Consider the following 25,935-nt stretch of genomic DNA (forward strand, 5'->3'; position numbering starts at 1 on the left):
AAAACGATGCTGAATTACAAAAATGAGGGTGCGAACAGCAATGTCCCCAAGTGAGAACCCCTTTTACACAGCGTTTGCCTTGATTCTGGGCATGGATCAGGGGTTAATCGATATCGTGACGCTGTCACTGCAGGTATCGTTGCTTGCAGTACTGCTCGCTAGTGCACTGGCATTACCACTGGGCGCAGCGCTGGCTCTTTGGCGCTTCCCTGGCCGCAACGCGTTGATCGTGCTGCTTAACGCGCTCATGGGTCTTCCCCCAGTGGTCGCTGGGCTATGTGTTTATCTACTGCTTTCCCGCGCGGGGCCACTAGGTCAGTTTGGGCTGCTGTTTACGCCAACGGCCATGGTGATTGCACAAGTCATTTTAGTATTCCCGATTATTGCCGCGCTTACTCGCCAGCAAGTAGAGACACTGCATAACGAGTATGCCGAACAGCTGCGCTCTCTTGGCCTGAAGCAGCTACGGATGATGCCTACTCTACTGTGGGACGCACGTTTCGGACTTTTAACCGTGATACTCGCAGGCTTTGGCCGCGCTAGCGCTGAAGTCGGTGCAGTGATGATTGTCGGTGGCAATATCGATGGCGTCACCCGCGTAATGACTACAAGCATTGTGTTGGAAACCAGCAAAGGCAACCTCCCCCTCGCGCTGGGGTTAGGCATCGTGCTGCTTAGCCTTGTAACGCTGATTAATGCATTGGCTCACACGGTCAGTGAGACGGCTAAAAGGCGGTTAGGATGAACGCGTCTATTTTTCCACCAGCGAGTTTCCCCCAGTCTCTTATGACGACCGTGCCTTCGCTGCATTTTGATCAGGTCAGTTTTGAGCATCGCGGCCATCGTTTACTCGCCCCCACCACGCTGACACTCTCAGGCTGCCAGCGCACACTTATTATGGGTCCCAACGGTGCAGGAAAGAGCCTGTTAATGCGTTTGGCCCACGGCCTGCTCACCCCCAGTAGTGGCCACATTAGTTGGCAGGAAGAGCCGCCTGCCCAAGCCATGGTGTTCCAGCGCCCGGTGCTACTGCGCCGCTCGGCAATCGATAATTTGACCTATGCCCAGGCAGTTAGCGGAGTGCCACGTCGGCAGCGCAAGCACATGGCCCAGCAGGCACTCGAAAAATTTGGCTTAGTCGCGCTTGCCAAGCGTCCTGCCCGGGTGCTCTCCGGCGGCGAACAGCAGCGCCTTGCGCTTGCTCGTGCCTGGTTACTTAACCCTGCCGTGCTGTTTTTAGATGAGCCTACATCTGCTCTAGACCCTGCTGCTATCAAAGCGGTTGAAGATGCGGTAAATGAATTTCACCAGAACGGCACCCGCATCATTATGACGACCCACGACCTGCATCAAGCACGCCGCCTGGCTGATGAGGTGGTGTTTATGTATAGCGGTCAAGTGCTAGAGCACACACAGGCCCAACACTTTTTTGACACGCCAGCTTCCACACAAGCGGGAGCCTTTATTCGCGGCGAACTTGTTTGGTAACCCCAGGAGAAACCCTATGAAAAAAACCACAACGTTGGCTACCGCTAGCTTATTAACCTCAGGATTAGTAGGCCTCTCGTGGAGTGCCTCACTGCTCGCTAACGATGATTTCATCACCTTAGCGTCAACCACTTCCACTGAAAACTCAGGGCTATTTGACGCGATTATTCCTACCTTCACCGATGCCACTGGCATTGATGTGCGTGTGGTCGCTGTAGGAACAGGACAAGCGTTTGAGATTGCCCGCCGAGGAGATGCCGATAGCCTGCTGGTGCATGACACGGCGGGCGAAGAGCAGTTTGTCGCCGATGGCTACGCCAGCGAGCGCCTGGACGTCATGTATAACGACTTTGTGATTGTCGGGCCCAGCGATGACCCTGCAGACATTAGCAGTAGTGCCAACGTCGCCGAGGCGTTTGCACGTATCGCGGAAAGCGAATCGCCCTTTGCATCCCGTGGAGATGATAGTGGCACCAACCGTGCCGAACTGCGTTTATGGGAAGATGCAGAGGTGACCCCTCAAGGTGAATGGTATCGCGAGTTAGGCAGCGGTATGGGCCCAACCCTAAACACCGCAGCAGGGATGAACGCCTACACATTCACTGACCGCGCGACTTGGGTAGCGTTTGAAAACCCGCAAGACTTAACACTGTTATTTGAAGGCGACGATGCGCTGTTTAATCAGTACGGCACTCTGCTGCTTTCTGAACAGCGACACCCGCACTTGAAGCATGATTTAGCGGCCCAGTGGCACCAGTGGCTGGTGTCTGAAGAAGGACAGCAAGCGATTGCCGATTTTACTGTCAACGGCCAACAGCTATTTTTCCCTAACGCGCAGTCTTCGTCTAACACACAGTAGCGCTGCTCCTTACGTAAAAGCCGCCTTGATCTCAATGACCAAGGCGGCTTTTTGATTCAGCTCACGTACCTGCTACCAGTACCTACTAACAGTACCTACTAACAGTACCTGTTAACGCAGCAAGTCGCGCACATCCTTCGCTTCCCAGTGCGGAAAATGCTTACGCACCAGCGCGTTCAAATCACGCTCAAAGGCTGCCCAATCAGTAGCGCCACTGACCTGCTCGCGGGCATCGGCTGTCTCGCGAATCATGCCAGCGCCAACCGTTACGTTGGTCAGTCTGTCGATGATGATAAAGCTACCAGTACCAGGGCTGGTGCGATAGTCATCCACTGGAATTGCGGCTGTTAACTCTACCTCACAGCAAGCAATCGCGTTTAACCCCAGCAAATCAATGGCGTGTCTTTCAAGTGTATTAACGTCAATCTGGTACTCGATGGCACTTACCTGCCCAGATAGATCTCGGGTGGCGAGCTTAAAGTCATACAGTTTTCCCGGCGCCAGTGCATCTTCATGCATCCATACAATATCCGCCATGAACGCATTAGAAAGCGGTAAGTCGGCGTCGGCACTGACAATCCAATCACCGCGGGAAATATCAATCTCATCTTCCAGGGTGACAGTTATTGCTTGGCCTGGATAAGCGGCGCTTAAGTCGCCGTCAAACGTCACAATTCGCTCAACCCGTGACGTTTTACCCGATGGCAGCGCTTTTACTTCCTGGCCTGGGTGTAGAATACCTGCCGCTAATGTGCCGCAATAACCGCGAAAATCCAGATTCGGGCGATTAACGTACTGTACCGGCAAACGTAAATCAGTGAGGTTTTGGTCACGACTGATTTCGACACTTTCCAGCAGCTCAATCAGCGTTTTACCTTCATAATCCGTGCCGAAATACCAAGGCGTCTGATCACTTGGGTTGACGACGTTGTCGCCGTTGAGAGCCGACATTGGTACAAAGCGAATATCCGGCGCGCTAAGGTTGGTGGCAAACGCGCGGTACTCATCAACAATCTCGTGGAAGCGCTGCTCGGAGAACTCCACCAAATCCATTTTGTTTACTGCAATCACCAAGTGCTGAATACCCAGCAAATCGGCAATAAAGCTATGACGACGAGTTTGGGTCTGCACACCATAACGGGCATCAATCAAAATAATCGCCAAGCTGGCTGTTGAAGCGCCCGTGGCCATATTTCGGGTGTACTGCTCATGCCCTGGGGTATCCGCAATGATGAACTTACGCTTTTCGGTGGAGAAAAAGCGATAAGCAACATCGATGGTAATGCCCTGTTCTCGCTCTGACTGCAAACCATCTACCAACAGCGCCAAATCAACTGTGTCACCGGTAGTGCCACTGGTTTTTGACGCTTGGGTAATTGCCGCCAGTTGATCTTCAAAGATCATTTTAGAGTCGTGCAGCAGTCGCCCGATCAGCGTAGATTTGCCGTCATCAACACTGCCGCAGGTAATAAAGCGCAGCAGGTCTTTGTTTTCGTGCTCGTGAAGGTACTGCTCGATATTGTCAGCAATTAAATTGGATTGATGAGCCATTAGACCTACTCCTTAAAAATAGCCTTCGCGCTTTTTCTTCTCCATCGAACCGACCTGGTCACGATCAATGGCACGGCCACTACGCTCGCTGGTTTTGGTCAACAGCATCTCTTGAATAATCTCGGGCAGTGTAGCAGCCGTTGATTCCACCGCACCGGTCAGTGGGTAACAGCCCAGCGTTCTGAAGCGCACAAACTTCTCTTCGGGCACTTCATCTGGTGCCAGGGGCAAGCGATCATCGTCAACCATAACCTGCATGCCATCACGCTCAACCACAGGCCGCTTGGCGGCGTAGTAAAGTGGCACAATCGGAATCGACTCAAGATAGATGTACTGCCAGATATCCAGCTCGGTCCAATTCGAAAGTGGGAAGACGCGAATTGACTCGCCCTTGTTAACGTTGGCGTTATACACATTCCAAAGCTCAGGGCGCTGGCTCTTCGGATCCCAGCGGTGGTATTTATCGCGGAAGGAGTAGACACGCTCTTTAGCGCGCGAGGCTTCCTCATCACGCCGTGCGCCACCGAAAGCCGCATCAAAGCCATGCTTATCCAGCGCTTGCTTGAGCGCCTGAGTTTTCATGATGTCGGTATATTTCGCACTACCGTGGTCGAAGGGGTTGATATTGGCAGCCCGCCCCTCTTCATTGGTATGCACAATCAGCTCCATCCCCGCTTCTTCTGCCATGCGGTTACGAAACTCGATCATTTCACGAAACTTCCAGGTGGTGTCCACATGCATCAACGGGAATGGCGGTGTCCCCGGGTAGAAGGCTTTGCGCGCCAAGTGCAGCATTACCGAGGAGTCTTTACCGATGGAGTACATCATGACCGGGTTACTAAACTCAGCGGCAACTTCCCGGATAATATGTATCGATTCAGCTTCTAGCTGCTTTAGATGGGTCAAACGTGCCGCGTCGGGTGTGGCAGACACCTCACGCTGGGACGCTGACGGCGCAGAAAACTGGTTCATTACCTACTCCCTCATAAAACGGTGCTTGCACGTGCAAACGCTATTTTCCGACTAACGGCAATGTTGCCGAAAGACGGTTATTTGAGGATAGGGTAACGCCGAGTCAATAATAACCCAAAAGAATTAATAACTATCTTTTTATATCTTTATTGCCTAACAGTGTCATCACAGGCACAGACTATACGACGACACGCTCAATCCAGGTCTGCCAATCACTGCCATGCAGGTCAATGATTCGATAGCCGGGTCGAGACGCTTCATCAATCGCAAACTGCTCAGCGCCGGGTAAGAACTGGTCTGCGATGGCAGGACAACCATATACGTCAATCTTGCCATCCGCGATACGGTGCGACTGGGCATAGGCTTGGTGGGCATGACCAAACAGGATGATCTGAACCTGAGGGTGGCGGTTTAACAGTTGCCAAAACGCATCGCGATCTTGAAGGCCAATAGCGTCCATCCACACAGCGCCCACATCAACGGGGGGATGATGCATCACAATCAAGGTAGGGCGATCATCTTCTAGGCGCTCAGCCAATGCATTTAAGCGCTCAGCGCCCAATTCGCCATGCGGATGGCCTTCCACATGGGTATCCAACAGCAATAATCGCCATTGGACCAGGTCGACTTCCTCCACCAGCGGGTGCTCCGCTTGCATGAATGCCAACTGATCGTGATTGCCAGGAATCCAGAACCATGGGCACGGCAATGATGCCAGCGCTTGGCATGCCAACGCGTAAGAGGCAGCCGTTTCATCTTGGCTTACATCACCGCTAAATACGACGATGTCGGGCCGCTCAGCAATCACTGCTTCCAGCACACGCTCAAACTGCTGCCACGGAATTCCTGCTCGTGAGCGAGCCGCCTTATCGGCATGCAGGTGCGAATCGGTAATCTGAACCAGCCGCATCAGGGTAACTCCGGCATATCATAGGCATGACCATGGGCTAAGCCATGCGCCAGCCACTCACCTAGAAAGCGATTCAGTTGCAGCTTCTCATCTGGCTGGTGCATTCTGGCATTCGGGTAACGATAGCGACCACTAAAGTGGCGCTCACGCTGAAAATCAGTCACTTCTGCCATACGTACATCATGGTAGAGATGGACACGCATTCTGGGGCCTTCAATAACCGCATCTAGCGGCCCACTCTGGGTCACTTCCACCATCGTGGTATAGGGCGCCTGCTCCAGAATCTTAAGATGTAAATCGCCGAAATGCTGGTCATCGCCATGCAGCGCGATATCACGTCGCTGGCCACTTTCCATATCACCTACCAAACGAAGCATGCGCATATAGTTGGCGCTACACTCGCCCTGCAGGGACTTTAAATCGGTGACATAGGCGGTTCTAGCCATGTTCACTCCTTTTCAGATTCGCTTGGCATTGTCGCTGCTCGATGAGAAGCAGCACGCAGCGAAGCGCGCTGGCTCGCTAACCAATGTAGCCCAATCAAACACATGGCGTTATCGAGTCTTCCCTGCTCCAGGAGTTCCCATGCTGTTGGGAACGTCACCACATGAACACGGATATCTTCGTGCTCATCATCCAGGCCATGGATTCCCCCCATACCCTGGGTATCGACTAAGCCACAAAATAGCGTCACGCGTTCGTTACACGCCCCTGGGCTTGGATAATAAGTATGTAATTTAGTCAGCACGCCAACCTGGCAGCCAGACTCTTCCATGGCTTCGCGGCGGGCAACATCTTCAAGAGATTCGTCTTTATCTGCCAGCCCCGCCACCAACTCTAACTTCCAAGGGGAAAGCGGATCGTCAATCGCGCCAGCACGAAACTGTTCGACAAGTACTAACGCGTCACGAGCAGGGTCGTAAAGCAGCACGCCAACAGCGTCGAAGCGGTTATGCACCTCACGCCGCATCGTGCCGCTCCAGCCGCCTTCAAACAGACGATGACGCAGTTCTAAGGCTTCCAAACGGAAAAACCCCTGATAAAGGCTCTCTCGCTGAATAAGCTCGACATCGTCTCGGCCTAACTGAGGCGGCGCTGACGCATCGGGCACTAATGAATTAGGGCTAGATGCCATGAAGCACTCCCAGTGTTAACAATCGTTCTATTATCAATGCTTACCACTGGGAATGCCAATGCGCCTATCAACCTTAGCGCTAGACGCCTTGGCTAACAGCCTACAGCTCGCCGAGTAATACCTCGGCATCCCGGCGCAGTGCTTCATCAGATGCTTGACGGGTCTCGCGTGCAGTACCATTCACCGCGCGCTGGGCATGCTCACGAGCAGCTTGGGTATTACCTTCTTCTTTCAAGAACGCCGCGTAGTAATAGTTCACATCAATACCGTCTGGGCGAATCTCTAGCGCGCGCTGAAACATGCGCTCAGCGGTATCGCTGTTGCCAAAGCCTAATGGCCTGCCTGGGGCGCGGTCGTATAGCGCTCCTAGCGTGACATAAGCCGAACCATTACCGCCTTGTGGGTCGATTTCAATGGCCCGCTCCAGCACATCGCGGGCATCGCCCGCGGTGCCTAATGCACCAAGCCCGCCGCGTTCACGTGCATAGGAAGCCAGCACGATGCCTTGCCAGATTAATACTTCCGCTTGATCAGGGTGTTGGCTAGCCAGTTGCTCAGCCTCACTGGCCAGCGCTTTAAGCGTGCTCTCGCGCTCGTTAGCTGGCATCTCAGTGACGGTGTGTTCCCAACGATTTTTTAGCGAGAATACGTCGCCTTCATAAGCCGACACACTTAATGGGGCTAGCGCTAAGGCGCTGCCTAACGCCGCTGCAATGAGTAACCGAGAAAAAGGGGGTGTGCGCATAATAAGCTCCTGGTTTATTTTTGTGCTTTCTAACAAGTAATACGTTTGGTTTTGGGGTCTGAAATCACCCACACCCATAATGTAACGAACGTTTGAATGAATCGCCAATAAATAAGCGCTTTGTTAACCACACTGCCATTAGCGTAAGCTGGTGCTCTTTGAGGAGGTGAAAAACGCAATGAAAGGCCGAAATATGACGCGCTGGCGCGATCCAGCGAAAGACCCGCGCCAACAACCTAAGAGCAACCTGATCACAGCAGAGGGTGCGGCTCGCCTGCGCGCTGTCCTGGACCATTTATCGCGAGTTAAACGCCCCGCCATTTCGGCCAAAGTCGGCGAAGCGGCCGCCCAAGGAGACCGCAGTGAAAATGCCGATTACACCTATAACAAGAAAGAGTTAAACCGCGTTATTGCGCGTATTGGCTACCTAACAAAACGGTTGGACGAACTGCAGATTGTTGATCGTCTGCCCGCTGACACCAGCAAGGTTTTTTTCGGCGCGTACGTAGATTTGGAAGATGAAAGCGGAGAGCAGGTTCATCTTAGAATTGTTGGCCACGACGAAATCGATACCAAAAAGCGCTGGATCAGTATCGATGCTCCCATGGCCAAAGCACTGCTCGGGAAAGAAGTAGACGACGATATCACGGTACTCACACCCAATGGCGAGACGTTCTACACCATCACGGCGATCCGTTATCCGGGCATGAAATCACCGTCTACTTGAGGCGGTAAGGACTACTCTTCTAACGAGTAATCTACCGTAGTGACAACTCTGATTCGCTTGATATGGGGTGTATAGCTATCGAGATCTTCAATGGAAAAGTAGCCCTGGGTCGCTTGGCGTATTCCCCCAACACCACTACCAGAATCTTCGGCAAACTGCTGGGCTGCATTGCGTGCATCAGCCGTCGCTTCAGCAATCATTTCAGGCTTAATCGCGTCTAGGCCAGTAAACAAAAACTCAGTGCGGTATTCATAGCTAGGCGACAACAGCACGCCTTGACGTACCAAAGCAGTGGCTTGGGGCACCGCCTCTATCACCCCACTAACATTATCAGTACGTAGCAGCAACGTAGCCTCAGCGCGATAGCGCTCGTCTGGGCGTTCGCCACCATACATATTGCTAAATTGATCAGTAATACGCGGTGGCGTTACGCTGACGTTGCCCATATCGAAGCCACGGGCCTCCAGAAATTGGCGAATTAACTGCTCATTGCTGGAGAGTTGCTGCTCTAAGTCAGAAAGCGAATTGGCATTAACAGTATAGTTAAGTGGCCATAGCACCATATCCGCCGCCACTTCGCGCTCGGCCAAGCCACGTACGGTGACACTGCGTGAAGACTGCTGCCAAACCTCAGCAGCCCCTTTGAAGTAACTGCCTCCCCACACGAGCCCCAGCGCCAGCAAACTGCCCAAGATCAACGCACTGCCAATAACGGCCGTCGTACGAACGCTTCCTGTCATTTCCATCTCCTTTACACGTAAAGCCGAAACGCGGCTTACTATTGGCATCATAGACGCAAATAGTCGTCTCAGCAGTGGCGCTTGCTATTTAGCGGCTCGATACACTTTAAAGCGCCGATTATCTGCCAAGGTCTCAAAACCACCGAAGGTGCTTTCCAGCACATCAGGGTATGGAAGAAAGGCATTCGCCACTAACACAAGCCGCCCCTTGGCCGATAAATGATTGGGCGCTTCTGAAATAAGGCGTGCGCTAGGGCTATAGGTAATCTCTCGTTCCTGGTGAAACGGAGGGTTACTCACTATCAGATCAAACTGCTGACCTTCAAGCGCTGAATAAACGTCGCTCTCAAGCACCCGACCACTAAGCTGGTTGGCTGCTAGCGTTCGGCGGCACGCTTCCACTGCAAACGCACTGACATCCACAGCGGTGACCTGATGGCCTCGCGCTGCAAGCCAAGCACTAATAATGCCGTCGCCACAGCCCACATCCAGCACGTTGAGCGGCTTTTTGGGCAAGCTAGTCGCTATGCTTTCGAGCATTAAACGCGTGCCTTCATCAACCTTGCCGTGACCAAAGACGCCAGGATGACTCACCAGTTTTAAATCCAGCGCTTCAAAGGTTTGCCACGCATTATCTGGCTGCCCCATCGCTACCGTGCGCGTAGCAAACAACGAGCAACGACGAGCGTTATCAAGCTTATCGCAGCGCATGCCCAACTCACTCAATATCTTAGGCACGCGCTTGATGCCTCCCTGATGCTCACCGACAACATCAAGCGGAGTATTTTCAGGCAACACGTGACATAGCCATGTTAGCCACCAGATTCCCAGTTGATGAGCCTTCGGCCAAAACAGCACCACCTGCCCAGCCTGCTGAATAAAGGGTGCATCAAACGGGCTAGCGGCTGCTTTACCACTGGCCACCCACTGCTCACGCAGCGCTACATCACCACTTATCATTGCCGTAGAATGGGCTTGCAACCAGGCATCAGCAGGCGGCGCAACAGGCCATAAGTTAGCCGATTGGCCATAGAAACGTTCAAGAAGTTGGCAAGCCGGCAGTTGCGCGCTCATACATAAGCCTCGGGTTTGGTGAAGGTATAAAGTAAATAGCGTCCTAGCCGCCAGTGAGGATCTTGGCGGCAATACTGCTTTTCGAGCGCCAGCAGCGTTGCCTGATCACTCTCCTCTGCAGAGGGATGGCGTAAATAATCCTGAAAAATTCGTATCCCGGCAACGGAATCCATGAGCAGGCCGTTATTCGCTGCCCACTGGCACACTTCGTCGTGGGTGACCGGTGAGATAGGCGTTAACCGCTGTCGCTTACCTTTACCCTCAAGCTGGTCGCTAAGCGCTTTTTTTAAGTTACCTTTGATGACGTTGGAAAAGCGCAACGCATCGCGGTTAAACACCATCAAACTTAACTGCCCGCCAGGGGCAAGCAGACTAGCAAGCGTTTGCACGGCCTGCTCAGGCTCTCCTAACCACTCAAGCACAGCGTGACAGGTGATGAGCGGCCAAGGCCCAGGCGCTTGCTGCGGCAGCGACTGAAGCGGCGCGGCAAGATAGCGAAGCTGTTCTGGTGGCCAAGCACCTGCAGCACGTCGCTCGTCATGCCATGCATTTGCATGGGCCAACATATCCTGGGAAGGCTCTGCCATGGTGACCGCGTGCCCGCGCTCAGCAAACCACCCCGATAGTTGTCCTAAACCACCACCAACATCAAGCACTGGCTGTGCCGTCAGGCGCAGCATTTGCGGCAGCAAATAATCCAGCATCGCCAGTCGCAGCTCGCCACGGGGCGCTTGATAAAGCGAACGGGAGAACTTATCGACCAAGCCATCGAAATAACGATCTCCCGCTTGGGTTAGCTCATAGCCTTTTGCAATATGGCTGTTTGAAATATGACTTGTTGATGTATCAAGGGGATGCATGCATGGCGCCAAGCGTTGACTCAAAGTCGCGTAGTTTAACCTGCCTGAGAGCAGAAGGCTTGCCTAGTCGCCTACCGTTCGAGCCACATTTAAAAGTAGGTGGCCAAATGCTCTTTCACGTTTAACTCGTCGTCTACCAGCAGCAGCTGGCGCCACTTATCAAAGGTTAAACAGGGATGGGAGGCACCAAAAGCGATGATATCACCGACCTCAACATCCTGAGATGCTTCAGGAAGGCGCACGAAGGTATGCTGATCCATAAGCTTCGTCACTTCCCAGCCAGCGACTGACAAAAGGTGCGAGGCCTCACTTCCCTCTCGATAACGGCGTAGAGCAATGGGGAACTGGTCGTGGCCAATATCGCGTTTGCCGAGCGCCACAATAGCAAGCCCAGGTTCAGGCAGCGACTGCACTTGAGCAAAAACTTCCAAGGCTGGTTCAAGCCCCTGCTGCAGATCTGGCCGACGTTTTAACACCGCAGATTGCGCGTCACGATAAAGGCCATGATCATGGACGATATAGCAACCGGGGCGTAACACGGGGGTAAATCGCCCTTGAAGCGGTGCGCTGTCAAAGGCTTCTGCAATCACGTCATACCAGGCAGAACCCGATGCGGTGACCATAGGATTTTCCTCTGAGAAACGTCCAGCGGCCTCAAGCTCTACCGCCACGTCCACCAACTGCTTGGCATAGTCACGAACACGGGGCTCCGGGTTATCGCCATGCATCACACCTTCATAGCCCTCTAGCCCCACCAGTGAGAGCGCGGATTCATTAGCAATGGCTTCCGCGAGCGAGAGAATCTGCTGTTTGCTGCGACAGCCACAACGTCCTCCGGGCACCCCTACCTCAATGAGCACCGTTAGCGTCAATCCTCGCTCGGCAAAGAAACGCCCAAGCTGACGTACGTTATCCTGGCTATCGACCACACAGTAAAACGTCACACCCTGCTCAAGCAGGCTAGCGATGATGGCCATATTAGCTTGGCCGACCAACTGATTCGCCATGATCAATCGGGTCACGCCGTTAGCGTAGGCAGCACGACACTGGGGCGCGGTTGCCAAAGTAATGCCCCACGCCCCCGCCTGCAGCTGACGCTGAAAAAGCGCAGGGGCCATGGTCGTTTTGCCATGGGGTGCCAAGTAAGCACCATGAGCGTCAGCGAATCGCTGCATCCACGTGATGTTATGCGCCAGCGGGCCTTCATGCACCACCGCAGCGGGCAAGCTGACGCCTGACAAAAGATTCGGCCCCAGCTCCACACCGCCTTTATCCATCGCTAACGTCGTTGTATGCATTTACCTATAATCCTTGAGAAAACAATCTGCTTTTTACGCTATACAGTTGCTGTATGCGCCATTGACCACCACACACCGAACCTTAATGTTGGCCTACACGACACTGCCAATCACCATGTCGCTCCATATCTGCCGCCAGCTGTAGCAGTTGCTTATCCTCACCCAGGCGCCCTACCACTTGCACCCCAACGGGCAACCCATTGGCCGCCACATGGAAAGGTACCGACATAGCAGGCTGGCCGGTAAGATTCGCCAATTGCGTAAACGGGGTACGGCTAAGCGCATCCACCGCCAGGTGCTTTAACACCCCCGCTTTCAGTGCCAGCGCTGATGCACCAGGAACCGCTAACAGAGACATTAATCGCTCGCGAGCCGCAGAGGGATAAAGCTCGCCTATTTTGGGAGCAGTATCCGCGGCTACCGGCAATACCAGAGCATCATAACGCTGGTGGAACTGGCTCATCTGCTCGGCAGCCTCGTGCCAATAGCGCTTTGCTAGCTCGTAATCTTTTGCCGAAAGCTTAGCGCCCAGCCTACCAACGGCGCGGGTAGACGGCTCAATGGCTAACCGATGCACCGGCACACCGGTTTGCTGGCTTACCCACTGAAGGTCAGCGGCTAAATGGCCAAGGTAGAGCGTCAGGTAACTGTCGGCCAAGGCATCACCATCAACCGGTGGGTCACACCACTCCACCTCGTGACCCATGTCGGCCAGTGCCTTTGCGGCTTTCTCAACGGCTATTTTCACATCTGCACTTAATTGGGTATCCAGTCCGTAACTTAAAAAATTACCCAGCGACACGGCGATGCGTAGCGGCTTAGTGGAGGCTGATAAGGCATCCACTAAGCCCGTTTCCCGCGGCACTGGGTAAGGGCCAGAAGGTGCCATGCCGTTAATCTGTTCTAGCAACGCTGCACTATCGCGCACGCTACGGGTGATGGCGTGCTCGACCACCGCGCCCTGCCAGACTTCACCGTGGGCAGGCGCTAACGGCACCCGCCCGCGAGAAGGTTTAAAACCGAACAAACCACAATAACTGGCAGGAATGCGGATAGAACCACCACCATCGCCTGCCAGCGCAATAGGCACCATTCCGCTAGCGACCGCCGCTGCTGCACCTCCGCTTGAGCCGCCTGGGGAATAGCCCTTTCGAGATGGGTTTTGCGGGTGGGGAAATGCCTTAGGTTCTGTAATCCCCATTAGTCCTAATTCCGGCGTGGCCGTTTGCCCCACCACCACTAACCCTGCCGTCCGCACACGCTGAATAAGCAGCGAGTCTTCTTTGGGGCACCACGCTGATAATGATGAACTTCCGAATGCCAGCGGCTCACCCGCTAATGCCATCAATAGATCTTTACTTAACGTTGGGACACCAGCAAATATCGAGTTTGCCGACACTTGGTCACGCTCGTGTTTCGCTTTGTCGAAGCGCGTTCTAACCACCGCATGAAGAGATGGGTTAAGCGTTTCAATCGCAGTCACCGCCGCGTCGAATACCTCAGTCTGGCTGACGTCTCGGCGGCGAATGAGTTCAGCAAGACCGGTGGCGTCGTACTTCTGGTAGTCCTTAAGTTGCATCGCATTAACTCCGTTTAATTAACAACGACGCTTTATGCGCATCTAGCGTCGCTTAATGACAATCGCTATCTCGCTATCTCGCCATACTTAAGTACGTTTCCCATCGCTACTGTCAAGGAGCGGCCAATGAACCGCAACGTTATTTTGACCTGTGCTGTCACCGGCGCAGGTGACACCACAAGCAAGAACCCCAATGTTCCTATCACGCCCGAACAGATCGCGAACGACTGTATTACCGCCGCAAAAGCCGGTGCCAGCGTGGCCCATATTCATGTACGTGACCCTAAAACCGGCGGCATCAGCCACTCTCTCGAGCATTTTCGTGAGGTGATGCAGCGTGTGCGCGAGGCCGAGGTGGATATCGTCATGAACATTACCGCCGGTGGAGGCGGAGATTGGATTCCTGACGCTCAGGATCCCACCCACGGTGGCCCCGGCACGGACATTCAAACGCCCGCCCAACGCCATGAGCCAGTCGGTGAGCTTTTGCCCGAACTCTGCACCCTAGACTGCGGCAGCCTCAACTTTGGCGATATGGTCTACGTAAACCCTGCCGACTGGCTACGCGAGCACGCCCGCCTGGTGCAGGCTGCTGGCGTCAAACCAGAGCTTGAATGTTTCGACCTGGGCCACGTTTGGTTCGCACGCCAGCTACAGCAGGAAGGGCTGATCGATGGCGATCCTCTTTATCAACTCTGCTTGGGCATTCCCTGGGGCGCTGAAGCCGATACTGAAACGATGTTGACCATGCGCAATAAACTGCCAGAAAACGCTCAGTGGGCAGCTTTCGGCATCGGTCGACATCAGATGCCCATGGTGGCTCAGGCGGTTCTACTAGGCGGCCATGCCCGCGTCGGTCTTGAAGATAATCTTTATCTTAAAAAGGGCGTAATGGCGACTAATGGGCAATTAGTTGAGAAAGCCGCCACTGTCATCGACAACCTTGGTGGCCGAGTGATGACACCTGCAGAGACACGCGCTCACCTGTCCCTACGCGATCCACACACCGGGAATATCAGCGCGGGAGGTGACGTATGAGCCGCCAACTTAGCGTGATAGGAACCGGCGTCATTGGCAATGGCTGGATTGCTCGCGCCTTGGCACAAGGCTGGGATGTCGTGGCCTTTGACCCAGACCCCAATGCAACCGATCGCACGCGTGCCTTTATTGACAATGCCTGGCCCTCTTTACAGCGTCTTGGCTTGGCAGAAAGCGCTAACCCAAAACGCTTACGGTTCGTCGATAGTGTAGAAGAGGCGGTTATTGGCGCTGACTTAATTCAGGAAAACGTACCTGAGCGACTTGAGCTTAAGCGCGAAATGCTTGCGGCGCTGGATTCAGCTGCGGAAAAGCACGTCATTATCGGCTCTTCCACATCTGGCTTTAAACCCAGCGACTTGCAGCAAGACTGCCACAATGCTCCTGGGCGAGTTATCGTGGCTCACCCCTTTAACCCGGTCTATCTGCTACCGCTAGTGGAGCTCGTTGGCGGAGAAGCCACCACGCCTGACGAGTTAGAGCGTGCTCATGCGCGATACCAAGCACTCGCCATGCGCCCACTGGTCGTGCGCCGAGAAATTGAGGGGCATATTGCTGACCGCCTGATGGAAGCGCTCTGGCGTGAGGCGCTGCACCTAGTCAATGATGGCGTGGCGACAACCGAAGAGATAGATGCCGCCGTCGTCTACGGCTGTGGTTTGCGTTGGTCACTAATGGGCACCTTTCTCACCTTTCATTTGGCTGGTGGCGAGTCAGGGATGCGCCATATGCTTGAACAGTTCGGTCCAGCGTTAAAACTACCGTGGACAAAGCTTGAAGCTCCCGAGCTTACCAACGAGCTTATTGATCGCGTGGTGGAAGGCTGCGAGCATCAAGCCGCTGGTCGCTCAGTGGCCGAGCTGGATCGCCGCCGTGATGACTTTCTGGTGGAACTGCTCGGCTTAGTACAAAAATATTGGCCTGAAGCCGAAGGTTTGGAAGGACGTATTTAATGATTATTTTACAAAGCCGCGTTGCCTCGGAGTGGGTCGACTACAACGGCCATATGAACGACGCCGAATATGCCCGAGTATTCTCACTTGCGGTAGAAGCACTCATGGATCATATCGGCCTGGACACCTCCGGTCGTGCCCGCCATGGCTATACCATTTACACCCTTGAGACGCATCTTTGTTATCGCCGCGAGGCCCATGAAGGACAGCCACTCGGCGTGGAGCTGACCCTGCTGGATCGCGATAACAAGCGCCTGCATGTCTTTTTCAAGCTGAATGATGAAGCAGGCAACCTGCTAGCCACCAGCGAGCAGATGCTGATGGGCATTGATATCGATACCGCTCGCCCTGCGCCTTTCCCATCCCCCGTTGAGGAAGCCATCTCTGCGTTACCTTTAGCAGCGCCATCAACATGGCCAGAGCTGGCTAACCGCACAATTGCCATACGGCGATAACGACACGGCAAAAAGGAATAGCAAAACCACATAGCAAAGCAAAACTAAAAATAATGAGAACCGTCCGCCAGCACGGACGGTTGACCGGGATTGCCGGCCCGACGTCCGGCCCAAGAGGACAAGCATATCGCTACGCCAACTCCCCCTCATCGATCCACGCCGCCTTCGCATAACAACTCACCCAAGGCCGAACTCAGTACAGACTACATGGTGACAGAGCTCGCCCAAGGCGGTTTCTTCCAAGGCATGCACAAGGGAATGACGCTAAGTGCTAGCGGCCTAGTGCTGATCTTCGTACTTTTCACCGGGCTTGGCTCAGATACAGCTGGCAGCGTGTTCGGAGCAACACGCGCCTGGATTGAGAGCACGTTTAGCGGTTATTACCTGATTACCGTGATGCTGCTACTAGCGGTCTGCGCCTTCATTGTCTTCAGTCGCTATGGAAGCGTAAGACTTGGCGCTGACGACAGCCGCCCAGAGTTCAGTAACTTTGCGTGGTTCTCGATGCTCTTCTCAGCAGGTATCGGCATTGGCATCCTGTTTTTTGGCGTCGCTGAGCCAATCTTTTATCTTGACGATACCGGTGCGTTTGGCTACCCCAACAACCCCCATGCCGATATGGCCGGTGCCGCCGCCATCGGTCACGAGCGCGCTATCGATGCGTTACGCGTTACCGTTTTTCACTGGGGCCTTCACGGCTGGGCCATCTATGTGATTGTCGGTATGTCGCTGGCGTATTTTGCTTATCGAAAAGGGTTGCCGCTAGCACTGCGCTCGGCGCTTTACCCCTTTATAGGCGAACGCATCTTCGGCCCTATCGGCCACCTGTTTGATATCCTTGGGGTGCTCGGCTGCGTCTTTGGCGTCGCTACTTCGCTAGGGCTTGGGGTTAGCCAAATGGCCGTTGGCTTAGAACGGCTAATAGGTGTCGACCCAGGACTAAATACCCAGTTAATACTTATCGCGGGTATTTCAGTTATCTCAATACTCTCAGCCGTATCCGGCGTACGCGGCGGTATTCGTCTTATCTCCGAGATGAATATCTGGGTGTCCCTAGTGGTCGTGAGCATTTTCCTAATTGCAGGCCCCACGCTGTGGCTCATCATGGCGTTCGGCGAAACCATGCTCGACTACGCTATCAATTTTATTCCCATGGGACTTTGGTACGCTGATGAGGAAGGAACCGCCGCTTGGCAACAGGGTTGGACAATCTTCTACTGGGGCTGGTGGCTAGCCTGGGCTCCCTTTGTCGGTCTTTTCATCGCCCGAATTTCTAAAGGACGTACGTTACGCGAGTTTGTATTGGGCGTTCTGTTAGTACCTACCCTGATCATTTTTGTTTGGCTGATCATCTTTGGCGGCAACGCCATGTATCAGGAGTTATATGCAACGAATGGCCCAGGTAGCGCCGGTATTATTGAGCTGGTTAACGCTTGGAACCTACCCTCAGCACTGTTTGCCACGGCTGATGGCATTGTCGGCAGCGGCACGTTTGGCTGGATACTCTCCGCCATGATGGTATTTCTGCTAATGAGCTGGTTTGTCACCTCTTCAGACTCCGGCACGTTAGTGCTGACCACCATTTTATCATTAGGTGACAATGAACCGCCTAAACGCTTCCGAGTGTTCTGGGGCGTGGTGATTGGTTTGGTGGCGGCAGTGTTGTTGGTTGCCGGAGGCCTGAACGCACTGCAAACAGCGCTTATTGCTGCTGCCTTACCGCTAAGTGTTGTTGTACTCGTGATGACCGCAGGTGTACTACTTTCGCTATTCCGCGAGACGCTCGATGGACGACGCAAAAGACGCTGATCTAACCATCCCGATGACATCAGGCGTGCTTAACGGCAGCGCCTGATTGTCAGTGAGAGACAGCATCAAACCAACGCAGTAACGACTGACTGGTGGAGCCGCTAATGGACATTAACGCTTTTATAACCCGCTTCGATGCGGGCTTAAAAGATATCGAAAATGGCTCTCCTGCAGTAGCACGACAGCGCTACGATCAATTATGTCAAACGTTTGCGCCGCCTAATCCGTCAGGCATGACAATCACTGACGAAACCTGGGAAAGCGTAGCCCTCCGACACTTTATCCCTGCATCCGCTGAGTCTGGCCAAGTGCTATACATTCACGGGGGGGGATTTACCCTGGGGTCTATCGACAGCCATCATGGCGTTGCAGCAAGCCTTGCAGAGCAGCTAAAGCGCCACGTTATCAGTGTCAGCTATCGCTTAGCGCCGGAGGCGGGCTACCACAACATGCTAGAAGACTGCCTCAAGGTCGCTGAGGTTATAAAGCCCATCGCAGTAGTAGGTGACAGCGCTGGCGGTCGCATAGCCATAGATTTAGCGCCCTTACTGCACCGTTGCGTGCCCCTAGGACTTATCTATCCGCCGGTCGGCAAACTAAATCAGCAGACGCTGGGAGCCGATGCGCCGTTACTTAGCCGACACGATGTTTTGTCGCTCATTGCCTACTGCCCATGGATTGGGAACCACTTCGATACACTTCCACCGGAAACGCAGATTGAGGTTCTTTCAGTTGAGCACGACCCTTTGACCGCACCGCTCGAAAAAGCCATTGCGGACTGGAGGAACAACGGTATGCCGGTAGGCTATCGCTGTGCAAAAAACATGGTTCATGCGGCATTACATGCCCACGCGAACCTGCCTGAAATGCAAAGCGCTTGGCAAGATTTTTGCCAAGCGCTTAACAAACGGTTAACACGAAATATTGGTTACTGGTAAGTCGAACGTACCGCCTGTATCGCTGGCTGCCCATCTTTAGTCGTCACGCCATCCAGCCATGTCTCTACCGTGTCTAAATTAGCGCTAATCCATTCAGACGCTACCTCGTTGGCGGGACGATCCTCATAGCTGTAGTCATGCACCCACGCGTTTTGATCCTCAATATCCACTACATACTGTGAAAGAAAACGATGCAGCTGGGGATCATCTTCAGCCATATTGGCCGGAACGATAGTCCAAACAGTGCTCTCAATTTGGGCAATGCCCGCCTCATCGGCATCATCCAGATAAGCTATGTCGAAACTGACGTTCATCCAGTGGGGCTCCCAACCAACAAAGGTCACCCACTCTTCATCCGCCATCTTTTGCTCTGCCTGCGCCAACATAGCGGCGGTGGAGCTTTCACGCAGACGCCAGTCTCCTAAGCCTGCAATGTCATTATCAATAGCCGCCAGAATGGCCGTGTTAATCCCGGTGCCCGCCTCGATGCCCTGAATATCACCGTCGAAACGGTCACGGTAGGCGTCCAGGTCGGCCACCGATGTCACACCGGCATCGTAAACGTACTGAGGAACCACCAGGCCAGAGTTCGCCCCCTGGATATTGGAGACCAGCTTTTCAATTTTATTATCAGCAACCAGTGGCTCAACCATATCGGTTTGCACCGGGTACCAGCCCCCTAGATAAACATCCACATCGTTACGCGCTAGCCCCTCAAGAATAACGCTTACGGCCAAATCACGCTGACTTGTTTGATAGCCCATCGCTTCCATCAGTTGCGCTGCCACTTCAGATTTCACGGTGACACCTGGCCAAGGGGGGACGCCCAAACTTACTTCGTCAAGTTCAGCGGCGGCAGGACCAGCAATCGCAAGCGCTGCCAGTCCTGCGGCGCCAAGCGTGTAAATACTCTTTAAACCACCGTGTGCGTTCTTCATTGTAATGTCCTCTTTTATCGATATACGACATCAGTTTGCCTGCTAAGCCGCAGCAGAAACGACACAAAGCGACATTACTTAAACACAAAGCGACAGCCGCTCCGAGAACACTCAACTATCTGCTTGTTGGCGCGCTTCAATCGGTGAGCGGCCAAAGTGTGCACGGAACGCACGGGCAAAGCTCGAACTAGAAGTAAAGCCGCAGGCCACACCGATGGCAAGTACGCTCATATCGGTCTCCGTCAACAACCGCTGGGCACGGCGTAAGCGGAGTTGCTGATACCACTGGCGAGGAGATACATTCAAGTGCTGTTCAAAAAGCCGCTGTAACTGGCGAGATGACACACCACTCCGGTGGGCAATATCAGCCAATGGAAGAGGCTCTTCTAGATGCCTCTCCATCAGTGCAACGGCCTCGACCAAACGCCGATTGTGGGTGCCTAAACGCTGAGCTAGCGACATTCGCTGCTGATCGCTACGGCTACGTAAACGCTCGTGAATAAGCTGCTCGGAAACATCAACCGCCAGCTTGGTTCCGTGACGCCTGGCGATCACTGCTAAGGCCATGTCCATGGCTGCGGCTCCCCCCGCACAGGAAAAACGTCGCTCCCCGATCTCAAATAACTCGTCGGTTGTTTCAATCGTTGGAAAACGCTCACGGAATACCGGCAAGCTCTCCCAGTGCAAGGTGATTCGCTCTCCCTTCAATAACTGAGCGGCGGCTAATATAAAGCCTCCGGTGTCCAACCCCCCCAGGGCACATCCGGCTTGATCAAGCCGATGCAGCCATGAAATGAGCGCTCGGCTTAAATGATCTTCAGGCTCAAAGCCGCTACACACCGCCAACGATGGCAGGTCGAGACCCTCGCCCATCGACTGATCGACTAATAGCGTCATACCATTGCTTGCGGTGACAGGCTCACCATCACGACTAAATAGCGTCCACTCAAACAGCGTTTGGCCGCTGATCCGATTGGCTATTCGTAACGGCTCTACCGCAGAAAAAAATGCCATCATTGAAAAGCGCGGTAATAATAAAAAACCAACGCGCTCTGGCAGTGATCCAGAATAGTTAAGGCGCAAAATAACTCCTAAAATAAGCGCTTTCTTATCGATGCTGACGATTACTAAGCGAATCAGGCAACGCCAATGAATCCTCGTACATAATACACGCCCAACCAGCAACAGGATGCCCTGGGCCTTTGCACAAGGTACACTGGAGATGGTTAGACATTAGATTCATTTGAAAGGCACTTCATGACCAGCGCTCCTCCACTTTATCTGCAAATACAGCAGCACCTGTTAGAAAAAATCCAGGGCGGTGCCTGGCAAGCACACCACCAGATCCCTCCCGAAGAGCAGCTTGCCCGAGATTTTGGGGTAAGCCGAATGACGGCTAATAAAGCGATTCGTGATCTCGTCCAAAAAGGCTACCTTACACGCCAGCCTGGGTTAGGTACCTTCGTGACAGATCGCAAGGCAGAGTCGTCGCTGGTCGAGGTCTACAACATTGCCGATGAAGTGCGCTTCAGGGGGCACCATTACAGTAATCACGTACTGGTATGTGAAGCCATTGAAGCGGATGACGAAGTCGCTTTGCGGCTAGGCGTTCGCTTGGGTAGCCGCGTGTTTCAAACGCTGCTGGTGCATTTGGAAGACGACACGCCTATTCAGCTTGAAAACCGTTATGTTAACCCTCGCTGGGTACCCAACTACTTAACCAGCGACTTCTCACTGCACACACCCAATGAAGTATTGGTAGCGGCCTGCCCGATTACTGACGTAGAGCACACTGTTGAAGCTGTGCTTGTCGACCAGCAAACTGCCGACTGGCTTGCTATTGATACCGCCACCCCCTGCCTGAGTATGGTACGACGCACGTGGTCAGGCGAGCAGCTCATCAGCTATGCCCGTTTACTGCATCCAGGCGACCGCTACAAGCTGCGCTCCTCGGTGCATCGCCAAGCGTCATAAAGACTTAGATGGTAAAAACTTAGCTGGTAAAGACCTATCTGGTAAAAACCTAGCTAATAAGCGCTTGTACCAAATACCCGGTGGGTACGGCGAGCATCAAGCTTAATGCAACGCGAATAAACCACACCACCACCATGCGCCCTACAGAAAGCGGAATGCTCGTAGAAAGAATGCAAGGAATTGAGGCTGAGAAGAACAGCACAGCGGATACTGATACAACGCCTGCAGCAAAACGCGCGACAAAGTCCGCTTCTGCCATTAACAGTGCCGGTAAAAACATTTCGGCAAGGCCAGCAGCGGATGCCTGGGCAAGCGCAGCCGCATCAGCAATGCCCCACACGGCCACAAAGGGGTAAAACAGCCAACCCAGCCACTCAAATAGCGGCGTGTATTTAGCCGCAAGCAAGCCTAGCAAGCCCACCGACATGATCGAAGGTAGGATGCTAATCGCCATCACTAGCCCTTCTTTAAAGTTGATCGCGACACTTTTATGCAACGCGGGCGCTCGGGCGGCCACTTCCAACCCGGTCTGCCATGCCGTTAGCAAGCGTTTTCCTGGCACCGCGGTCGGTTCACCATCGTCAGCGCTGTCATCCATACGCGATAAGGGCGGCAAACGAACGGTGACCGCCGTGACGATAAACGTGATCACTAACGTTAGCCAAAAATAGGCGTTCCACACCGCCATTAAATCCAGCGTGCGCGCCACAATAATCATGAACGTCGCCGAGACAGTCGAAAAACCCGTGGCGATAATGGCCGCTTCTCGCGCGGAATATTGCCCCGCCTGATACACCCGGTTGGTAATCAATAATCCGATAGAGTAACTGCCCACGAATGAAGCGACCGCATCGATTGCCGAGCGACCTGGCGTTCGCCAAATGGGCCGCATTACGGGTTGAACCAGCACGCCAATAAGCTCAAGCAACCCATAGCTGATCAACAAGGCCAGGAAAATCGCGCCAATAGGAACAATCAAACCAACGGGAATCACCAGCTTTTCAAACAGGAAAGGCAGCATATCGGGTTCATGCAGAAAGGCAGGCCCCCAGCCAGTCAGCGCCATCAGAGCAGCCATTACCCCAAGCAATTTTAGTGCGGTAAAAATGCGCTCGGTAACGTTTCGATTCCAGTAGCCTCGAATCAACGGGTACGCAGCCCCAGCGGCAATCAGCGCCAGCGCATAGAAGCCACTTGCATCTCCTAGCCAGCTCCGGGCACCGGTCACCATATGATCGAGCAATATAGTGCTGCGACCGCCAATTTCGACAGGCACGAAGAAAATCAAAATCCCCAGCGCACTTGGCAAAAACAGTTTGAGGATCAGCGCGGCGCTGGGCCGCTGACGGGTTGTAGTATTGGGAGGGAGCATGAGCATGCCTCTTGTTATGTAACAGCGTTTAGAGAGCCTTCCACGTATCTTCAACACTTAATGTATATACATATACACACCAATTGAAGAGCACCACCAGCCAATATAAATAGACATTAGTCTAATGAATCAGACTAAAAACAGTCTTCATTAACATCAAAAAACACATAACAAACTGTTTAAAATACCAAAAACAACAAAACCTCATCTTTTCATGCATTTCACCCTTCCCTCTATTTTGTAACAAGCAGCTTGACGAATCGGCTCATATTGACCTTAATTGTATATACATTAAGATTTGAAAATAAATTTTTGCACATCGCCTTTGAAAGGAGCTCCTCATGCCGAATGCAACGGATCGTCGCCTCTGGCGCGATATCAGCGTCTTCGATGGCTTGCGGACATTGCCCGACCGCATGGCCGTTATTACCGAAGGGGCACACATCATCACCTTGTCGCCCATGAGTGAGTTCGACGAGCAACTCGCCAATAACTGCACAGAGATGGGCAGTGGCGGTGTGATGACCCCTGGTCTTGTGGATTGCCACACCCACCTTGTATTTGGCGGTTCTCGGGCTGAAGAGTTTGAAGCGCGGCTTGAAGGGGCTAGCTATGAAGAGATTGCTAAACGCGGTGGCGGCATTCTCAGTACCGTTCGTGCCACGCGTGAGGCTAGTGAAGATGAGCTGCTAAGGCTCGCTAAACCGCGCCTTGAAGCACTGATTGCCGACGGCATTACCACCGTGGAGATTAAGTCTGGCTACGGGCTTACTGTCAAAGATGAACTCAAGATGCTGCGTGTCGCGCGCCGTCTCGGCAAGATGCTGCCAGTCAACGTCGTCACGACGCTGTTGGGCGCCCATGCCCTCCCCCCAGAATACAAAGATGACAGCGACGGCTATATCGATCTTGTCTGCCAGGAAATGATCCCCGCAGCAGTGGCTGAAGGCCTGGCTGATGCCGTTGATGTGTTCTGCGAAAAAATCGCTTTCTCGGTGGAACAGTGCGAGCGAGTGTTTGCAGCCGCCGAGGCCCACGGCCTACCCATCAAGGCCCACGCCGAACAGCTCTCTAACCTGGGCGGAACGGCCATGGCCGCGCGCCACGGAGCCCTATCTGCTGACCACATTGAGTACCTGGATGACACTGGCATCGCTGCCATGTGTGAGGCCGGTAGTGTGGCAGTAATCCTGCCCGGTGCCTTCCACACCCTTCGGGAAACGCAACAACCGCCGATTGCGGCGCTGCGCACCGCGGGCGTCCCGATGGCGGTGGCAACCGACGCCAATCCCGGCAGTTCCCCACTGTTTATGCCCACGCTAATGCTCAACCTAGCCTGCACGCTGTTCCGCCTGACTCCCCAAGAGGCACTGGCGGGCATGACCTCTCATGGGGCAACTGCGCTAGGCCTATCGGGCAAAGGGCGCATCCACGAAGGTGCAGAAGCCGACCTCTGTGTATGGGATATCGATGCACCCGCCGAGCTCGCTTACGCCGTACAACCAGGCCGCCTTCGTCAGCGCATGTTCCAGGGGGTGCTTACCCATGGCCATTAACAGTAAAGCCACTGCCACTGAACTCGACATGTCACTCTGGACGGGCCGAACAGACCCTGAGCCCAACAGTGAGCGTTGGCATCAAAAGATCCAACCGCTCAGCCCAACGGCAGCGCCGGGCTGTGCTTTATTAGGTTTTGAAAGCGATGCAGGTGTAGCCAGAAACCAAGGACGTACCGGTGCCGCGCAAGGCCCTTCGGCGCTGCGTAAAGCGCTGGCACCGCTGGCGTGGCACCGCACAGGCCCGGCCTATGATGCGGGAAATGTACGCTGCGAAGGCGATGCCCTAGAAACCGCCCAACAAGCCCTGGCCGATCGATTAGCAGCGTTAATTAAGGCTGAACACTTTCCCGTTGTGCTAGGTGGCGGCCATGAGGTGGCCTACGGCAGTTGGCTGGGGCTTGCCCAGCATCTCGCTGATAACGGTGAAAAAGCACCACGCATCGGCATTATCAATTTTGATGCCCACTTCGATCTGCGCGATCCCTCCCATGTGCGCTCTTCGGGCACCCCCTTTACGCAAATTGCTGATGAATGCGCCAAGCGCGGCTGGCCGTTTCGCTACGCCTGCTTAGGCTTAAGCCGCGCTGCAAACACGCGCGCGCTGTTTAGTCGCGCAGCAGAACTCGGCGTCATGGTTCGTGAAGACCGGGAGTTTCAACCGGCCCACCTTGAGTGCATTCGGCGCGACCTGGAGCGCTTCATGGTGCGTTGCGATCACCTCTATCTGACCATCGATCTGGATGTACTGCCCGCTGGGGAAGCCCCTGGGGTCAGTGCTCCCGCCGCTCGCGGCGTCTCACTCGCACTGATTGAACCACTGCTTGAGGCCATTCGCGACAGCGGCAAGCTCCGCTTAGCTGATCTAGCCGAGCTAAACCCCGATCACGATATCGATAGCCGTACGGCCCGCGCGGCAGCACGGATTGTCTTTCAGTTAGCGCTCGACACCTAGCGCCTTGCA

General features: G+C 54.0%; 26 protein-coding genes. 12 read left to right on the forward strand and 14 right to left on the reverse strand.

The window, feature by feature from the left end; translation table 11 throughout:
* The first annotated feature begins 40 nt into the window (after positions 1–40).
* From JFC11_RS08175 to JFC11_RS08185, 3 genes are read left to right on the forward strand one after another with little or no spacing between them, the layout of a single operon-like run.
* Entirely contained in the window at positions 41–745 is a 705-nt protein-coding gene (locus JFC11_RS08175; protein ID WP_193068147.1) for an ABC transporter permease, read from the forward strand.
* A complete protein-coding gene (locus JFC11_RS08180; protein ID WP_198349152.1) occupies positions 742–1,488 on the forward strand; it encodes an ATP-binding cassette domain-containing protein in 747 nt (248 codons plus the stop codon). Before JFC11_RS08175 ends, JFC11_RS08180 begins: the two co-directional genes overlap by 4 nt.
* Before the next feature lie 16 nt (positions 1,489–1,504).
* A complete protein-coding gene (locus JFC11_RS08185) occupies positions 1,505–2,347 on the forward strand; it encodes an ABC transporter substrate-binding protein (protein WP_198349153.1) in 843 nt (280 codons plus the stop codon).
* Between the two features lie 111 nt (positions 2,348–2,458).
* On the opposite strand, the gene cysN is transcribed toward JFC11_RS08185, so the two are convergent.
* The 6 genes from cysN to JFC11_RS08215 all read right to left on the reverse strand — a co-directional run bounded on the left by cysN (position 2,459) and on the right by JFC11_RS08215 (position 7,660).
* Positions 2,459–3,898 carry a sulfate adenylyltransferase subunit CysN gene (gene cysN / locus JFC11_RS08190; RefSeq protein WP_198349154.1) on the reverse strand — a complete coding sequence of 480 codons (1,440 nt, stop codon included), beginning with the start codon at positions 3,896–3,898 and terminating at the stop codon, positions 2,459–2,461.
* A gap of 12 nt (positions 3,899–3,910) precedes the next feature.
* On the reverse strand, positions 3,911–4,870 hold the full coding sequence (cysD, locus tag JFC11_RS08195) for a sulfate adenylyltransferase subunit CysD (protein WP_089037579.1): 960 nt from the start codon (positions 4,868–4,870) through the stop codon (positions 3,911–3,913).
* A 178-nt stretch (positions 4,871–5,048) separates the two neighbouring features.
* Complete coding sequence (locus JFC11_RS08200; protein ID WP_198349155.1) at positions 5,049–5,780, reverse strand: phosphodiesterase; 732 nt, start codon at positions 5,778–5,780, stop codon at positions 5,049–5,051.
* Positions 5,780–6,226 carry a DUF1249 domain-containing protein gene (locus JFC11_RS08205; protein ID WP_009721899.1) on the reverse strand — a complete coding sequence of 149 codons (447 nt, stop codon included), beginning with the start codon at positions 6,224–6,226 and terminating at the stop codon, positions 5,780–5,782. Before JFC11_RS08205 ends, JFC11_RS08200 begins: the two co-directional genes overlap by 1 nt.
* Before the next feature lie 2 nt (positions 6,227–6,228).
* Positions 6,229–6,915 carry an NUDIX domain-containing protein gene (locus tag JFC11_RS08210; protein WP_198349156.1) on the reverse strand — a complete coding sequence of 229 codons (687 nt, stop codon included), beginning with the start codon at positions 6,913–6,915 and terminating at the stop codon, positions 6,229–6,231.
* Positions 6,916–7,015: 100 nt separating this feature from the next.
* On the reverse strand, positions 7,016–7,660 hold the full coding sequence (locus tag JFC11_RS08215) for a tetratricopeptide-like helical (protein ID WP_038485734.1): 645 nt from the start codon (positions 7,658–7,660) through the stop codon (positions 7,016–7,018).
* Positions 7,661–7,838: 178 nt separating this feature from the next.
* On the opposite strand from JFC11_RS08215, the gene greB reads away from it, so the two are divergent.
* A complete protein-coding gene (greB, locus tag JFC11_RS08220; protein ID WP_084183742.1) occupies positions 7,839–8,387 on the forward strand; it encodes a transcription elongation factor GreB in 549 nt (182 codons plus the stop codon).
* 11 nt (positions 8,388–8,398) lie between these two features.
* Here greB and JFC11_RS08225 read toward each other — a convergent pair whose 3' ends face one another.
* The 5 genes from JFC11_RS08225 to JFC11_RS08245 form a co-directional block, all read right to left on the reverse strand.
* Positions 8,399–9,127: an SIMPL domain-containing protein gene (locus JFC11_RS08225; RefSeq protein WP_120386734.1), complete on the reverse strand. Its 729-nt coding sequence runs from the start codon at positions 9,125–9,127 to the stop codon at positions 8,399–8,401.
* 84 nt (positions 9,128–9,211) lie between these two features.
* A complete protein-coding gene (locus tag JFC11_RS08230; protein WP_198349157.1) occupies positions 9,212–10,201 on the reverse strand; it encodes a methyltransferase in 990 nt (329 codons plus the stop codon).
* Positions 10,198–11,061 (reverse strand): methyltransferase domain-containing protein, encoded by an 864-nt coding sequence (locus tag JFC11_RS08235; RefSeq protein ID WP_120386732.1) that lies wholly within the window; start codon positions 11,059–11,061, stop codon positions 10,198–10,200. Before JFC11_RS08235 ends, JFC11_RS08230 begins: the two co-directional genes overlap by 4 nt.
* 89 nt (positions 11,062–11,150) lie before the next feature.
* Positions 11,151–12,359 carry an amino acid deaminase gene (locus tag JFC11_RS08240; protein ID WP_198349158.1) on the reverse strand — a complete coding sequence of 403 codons (1,209 nt, stop codon included), beginning with the start codon at positions 12,357–12,359 and terminating at the stop codon, positions 11,151–11,153.
* 82 nt (positions 12,360–12,441) lie between these two features.
* Positions 12,442–13,938: an amidase gene (locus JFC11_RS08245; protein WP_198349159.1), complete on the reverse strand. Its 1,497-nt coding sequence runs from the start codon at positions 13,936–13,938 to the stop codon at positions 12,442–12,444.
* 126 nt (positions 13,939–14,064) lie between these two features.
* Between JFC11_RS08245 and JFC11_RS08250 the strand changes: the two genes are divergently transcribed.
* The 5 genes from JFC11_RS08250 to JFC11_RS08270 all read left to right on the forward strand — a co-directional run bounded on the left by JFC11_RS08250 (position 14,065) and on the right by JFC11_RS08270 (position 19,131).
* Entirely contained in the window at positions 14,065–14,976 is a 912-nt protein-coding gene (locus JFC11_RS08250; RefSeq protein WP_198349160.1) for a beta-keto acid cleavage family enzyme, read from the forward strand.
* Positions 14,973–15,929: an L-carnitine dehydrogenase gene (locus tag JFC11_RS08255; protein WP_120386729.1), complete on the forward strand. Its 957-nt coding sequence runs from the start codon at positions 14,973–14,975 to the stop codon at positions 15,927–15,929. The genes JFC11_RS08250 and JFC11_RS08255 overlap by 4 nt, the downstream gene beginning before the upstream one ends.
* Positions 15,929–16,384 (forward strand): thioesterase family protein, encoded by a 456-nt coding sequence (locus tag JFC11_RS08260; RefSeq protein WP_120386728.1) that lies wholly within the window; start codon positions 15,929–15,931, stop codon positions 16,382–16,384. The genes JFC11_RS08255 and JFC11_RS08260 overlap by 1 nt, the downstream gene beginning before the upstream one ends.
* A gap of 207 nt (positions 16,385–16,591) precedes the next feature.
* Complete coding sequence (locus JFC11_RS08265) at positions 16,592–18,193, forward strand: BCCT family transporter (RefSeq protein ID WP_198349284.1); 1,602 nt, start codon at positions 16,592–16,594, stop codon at positions 18,191–18,193.
* A gap of 104 nt (positions 18,194–18,297) precedes the next feature.
* Entirely contained in the window at positions 18,298–19,131 is an 834-nt protein-coding gene (locus JFC11_RS08270) for an alpha/beta hydrolase (RefSeq protein ID WP_198349161.1), read from the forward strand.
* Here the strand turns inward: JFC11_RS08270 and JFC11_RS08275 are convergent.
* A complete protein-coding gene (locus tag JFC11_RS08275; RefSeq protein ID WP_038485792.1) occupies positions 19,122–20,069 on the reverse strand; it encodes an ABC transporter substrate-binding protein in 948 nt (315 codons plus the stop codon). The genes JFC11_RS08270 and JFC11_RS08275 overlap by 10 nt on opposite strands.
* A gap of 111 nt (positions 20,070–20,180) precedes the next feature.
* Complete coding sequence (locus JFC11_RS08280; protein ID WP_095603237.1) at positions 20,181–21,152, reverse strand: GlxA family transcriptional regulator; 972 nt, start codon at positions 21,150–21,152, stop codon at positions 20,181–20,183.
* Positions 21,153–21,326: 174 nt separating this feature from the next.
* Between JFC11_RS08280 and hutC the strand changes: the two genes are divergently transcribed.
* Positions 21,327–22,043, forward strand: a complete 717-nt coding sequence (gene hutC, locus JFC11_RS08285) for a histidine utilization repressor (protein ID WP_038485798.1) — start codon at positions 21,327–21,329, stop codon at positions 22,041–22,043.
* A 49-nt stretch (positions 22,044–22,092) separates the two neighbouring features.
* Here the strand turns inward: hutC and JFC11_RS08290 are convergent, their stop codons facing one another.
* Entirely contained in the window at positions 22,093–23,415 is a 1,323-nt protein-coding gene (locus tag JFC11_RS08290) for a YjiH family protein (protein ID WP_232482826.1), read from the reverse strand.
* Between the two features lie 341 nt (positions 23,416–23,756).
* Between JFC11_RS08290 and hutI the strand changes: the two genes are divergently transcribed.
* Together hutI and hutG are read left to right on the forward strand one after the other, a co-directional pair.
* Positions 23,757–24,971, forward strand: coding sequence for an imidazolonepropionase (hutI, locus tag JFC11_RS08295; RefSeq protein ID WP_198349163.1), 1,215 nt, complete (start codon positions 23,757–23,759; stop codon positions 24,969–24,971).
* Positions 24,961–25,926 carry a formimidoylglutamase gene (gene hutG / locus JFC11_RS08300; RefSeq protein ID WP_198349164.1) on the forward strand — a complete coding sequence of 322 codons (966 nt, stop codon included), beginning with the start codon at positions 24,961–24,963 and terminating at the stop codon, positions 25,924–25,926. Before hutI ends, hutG begins: the two co-directional genes overlap by 11 nt.
* Positions 25,927–25,935: the final 9 nt, after the last annotated feature.

The organism is Vreelandella alkaliphila, from assembly GCF_016107625.1.
GTDB lineage: Bacteria > Pseudomonadota > Gammaproteobacteria > Pseudomonadales > Halomonadaceae > Vreelandella > Vreelandella alkaliphila.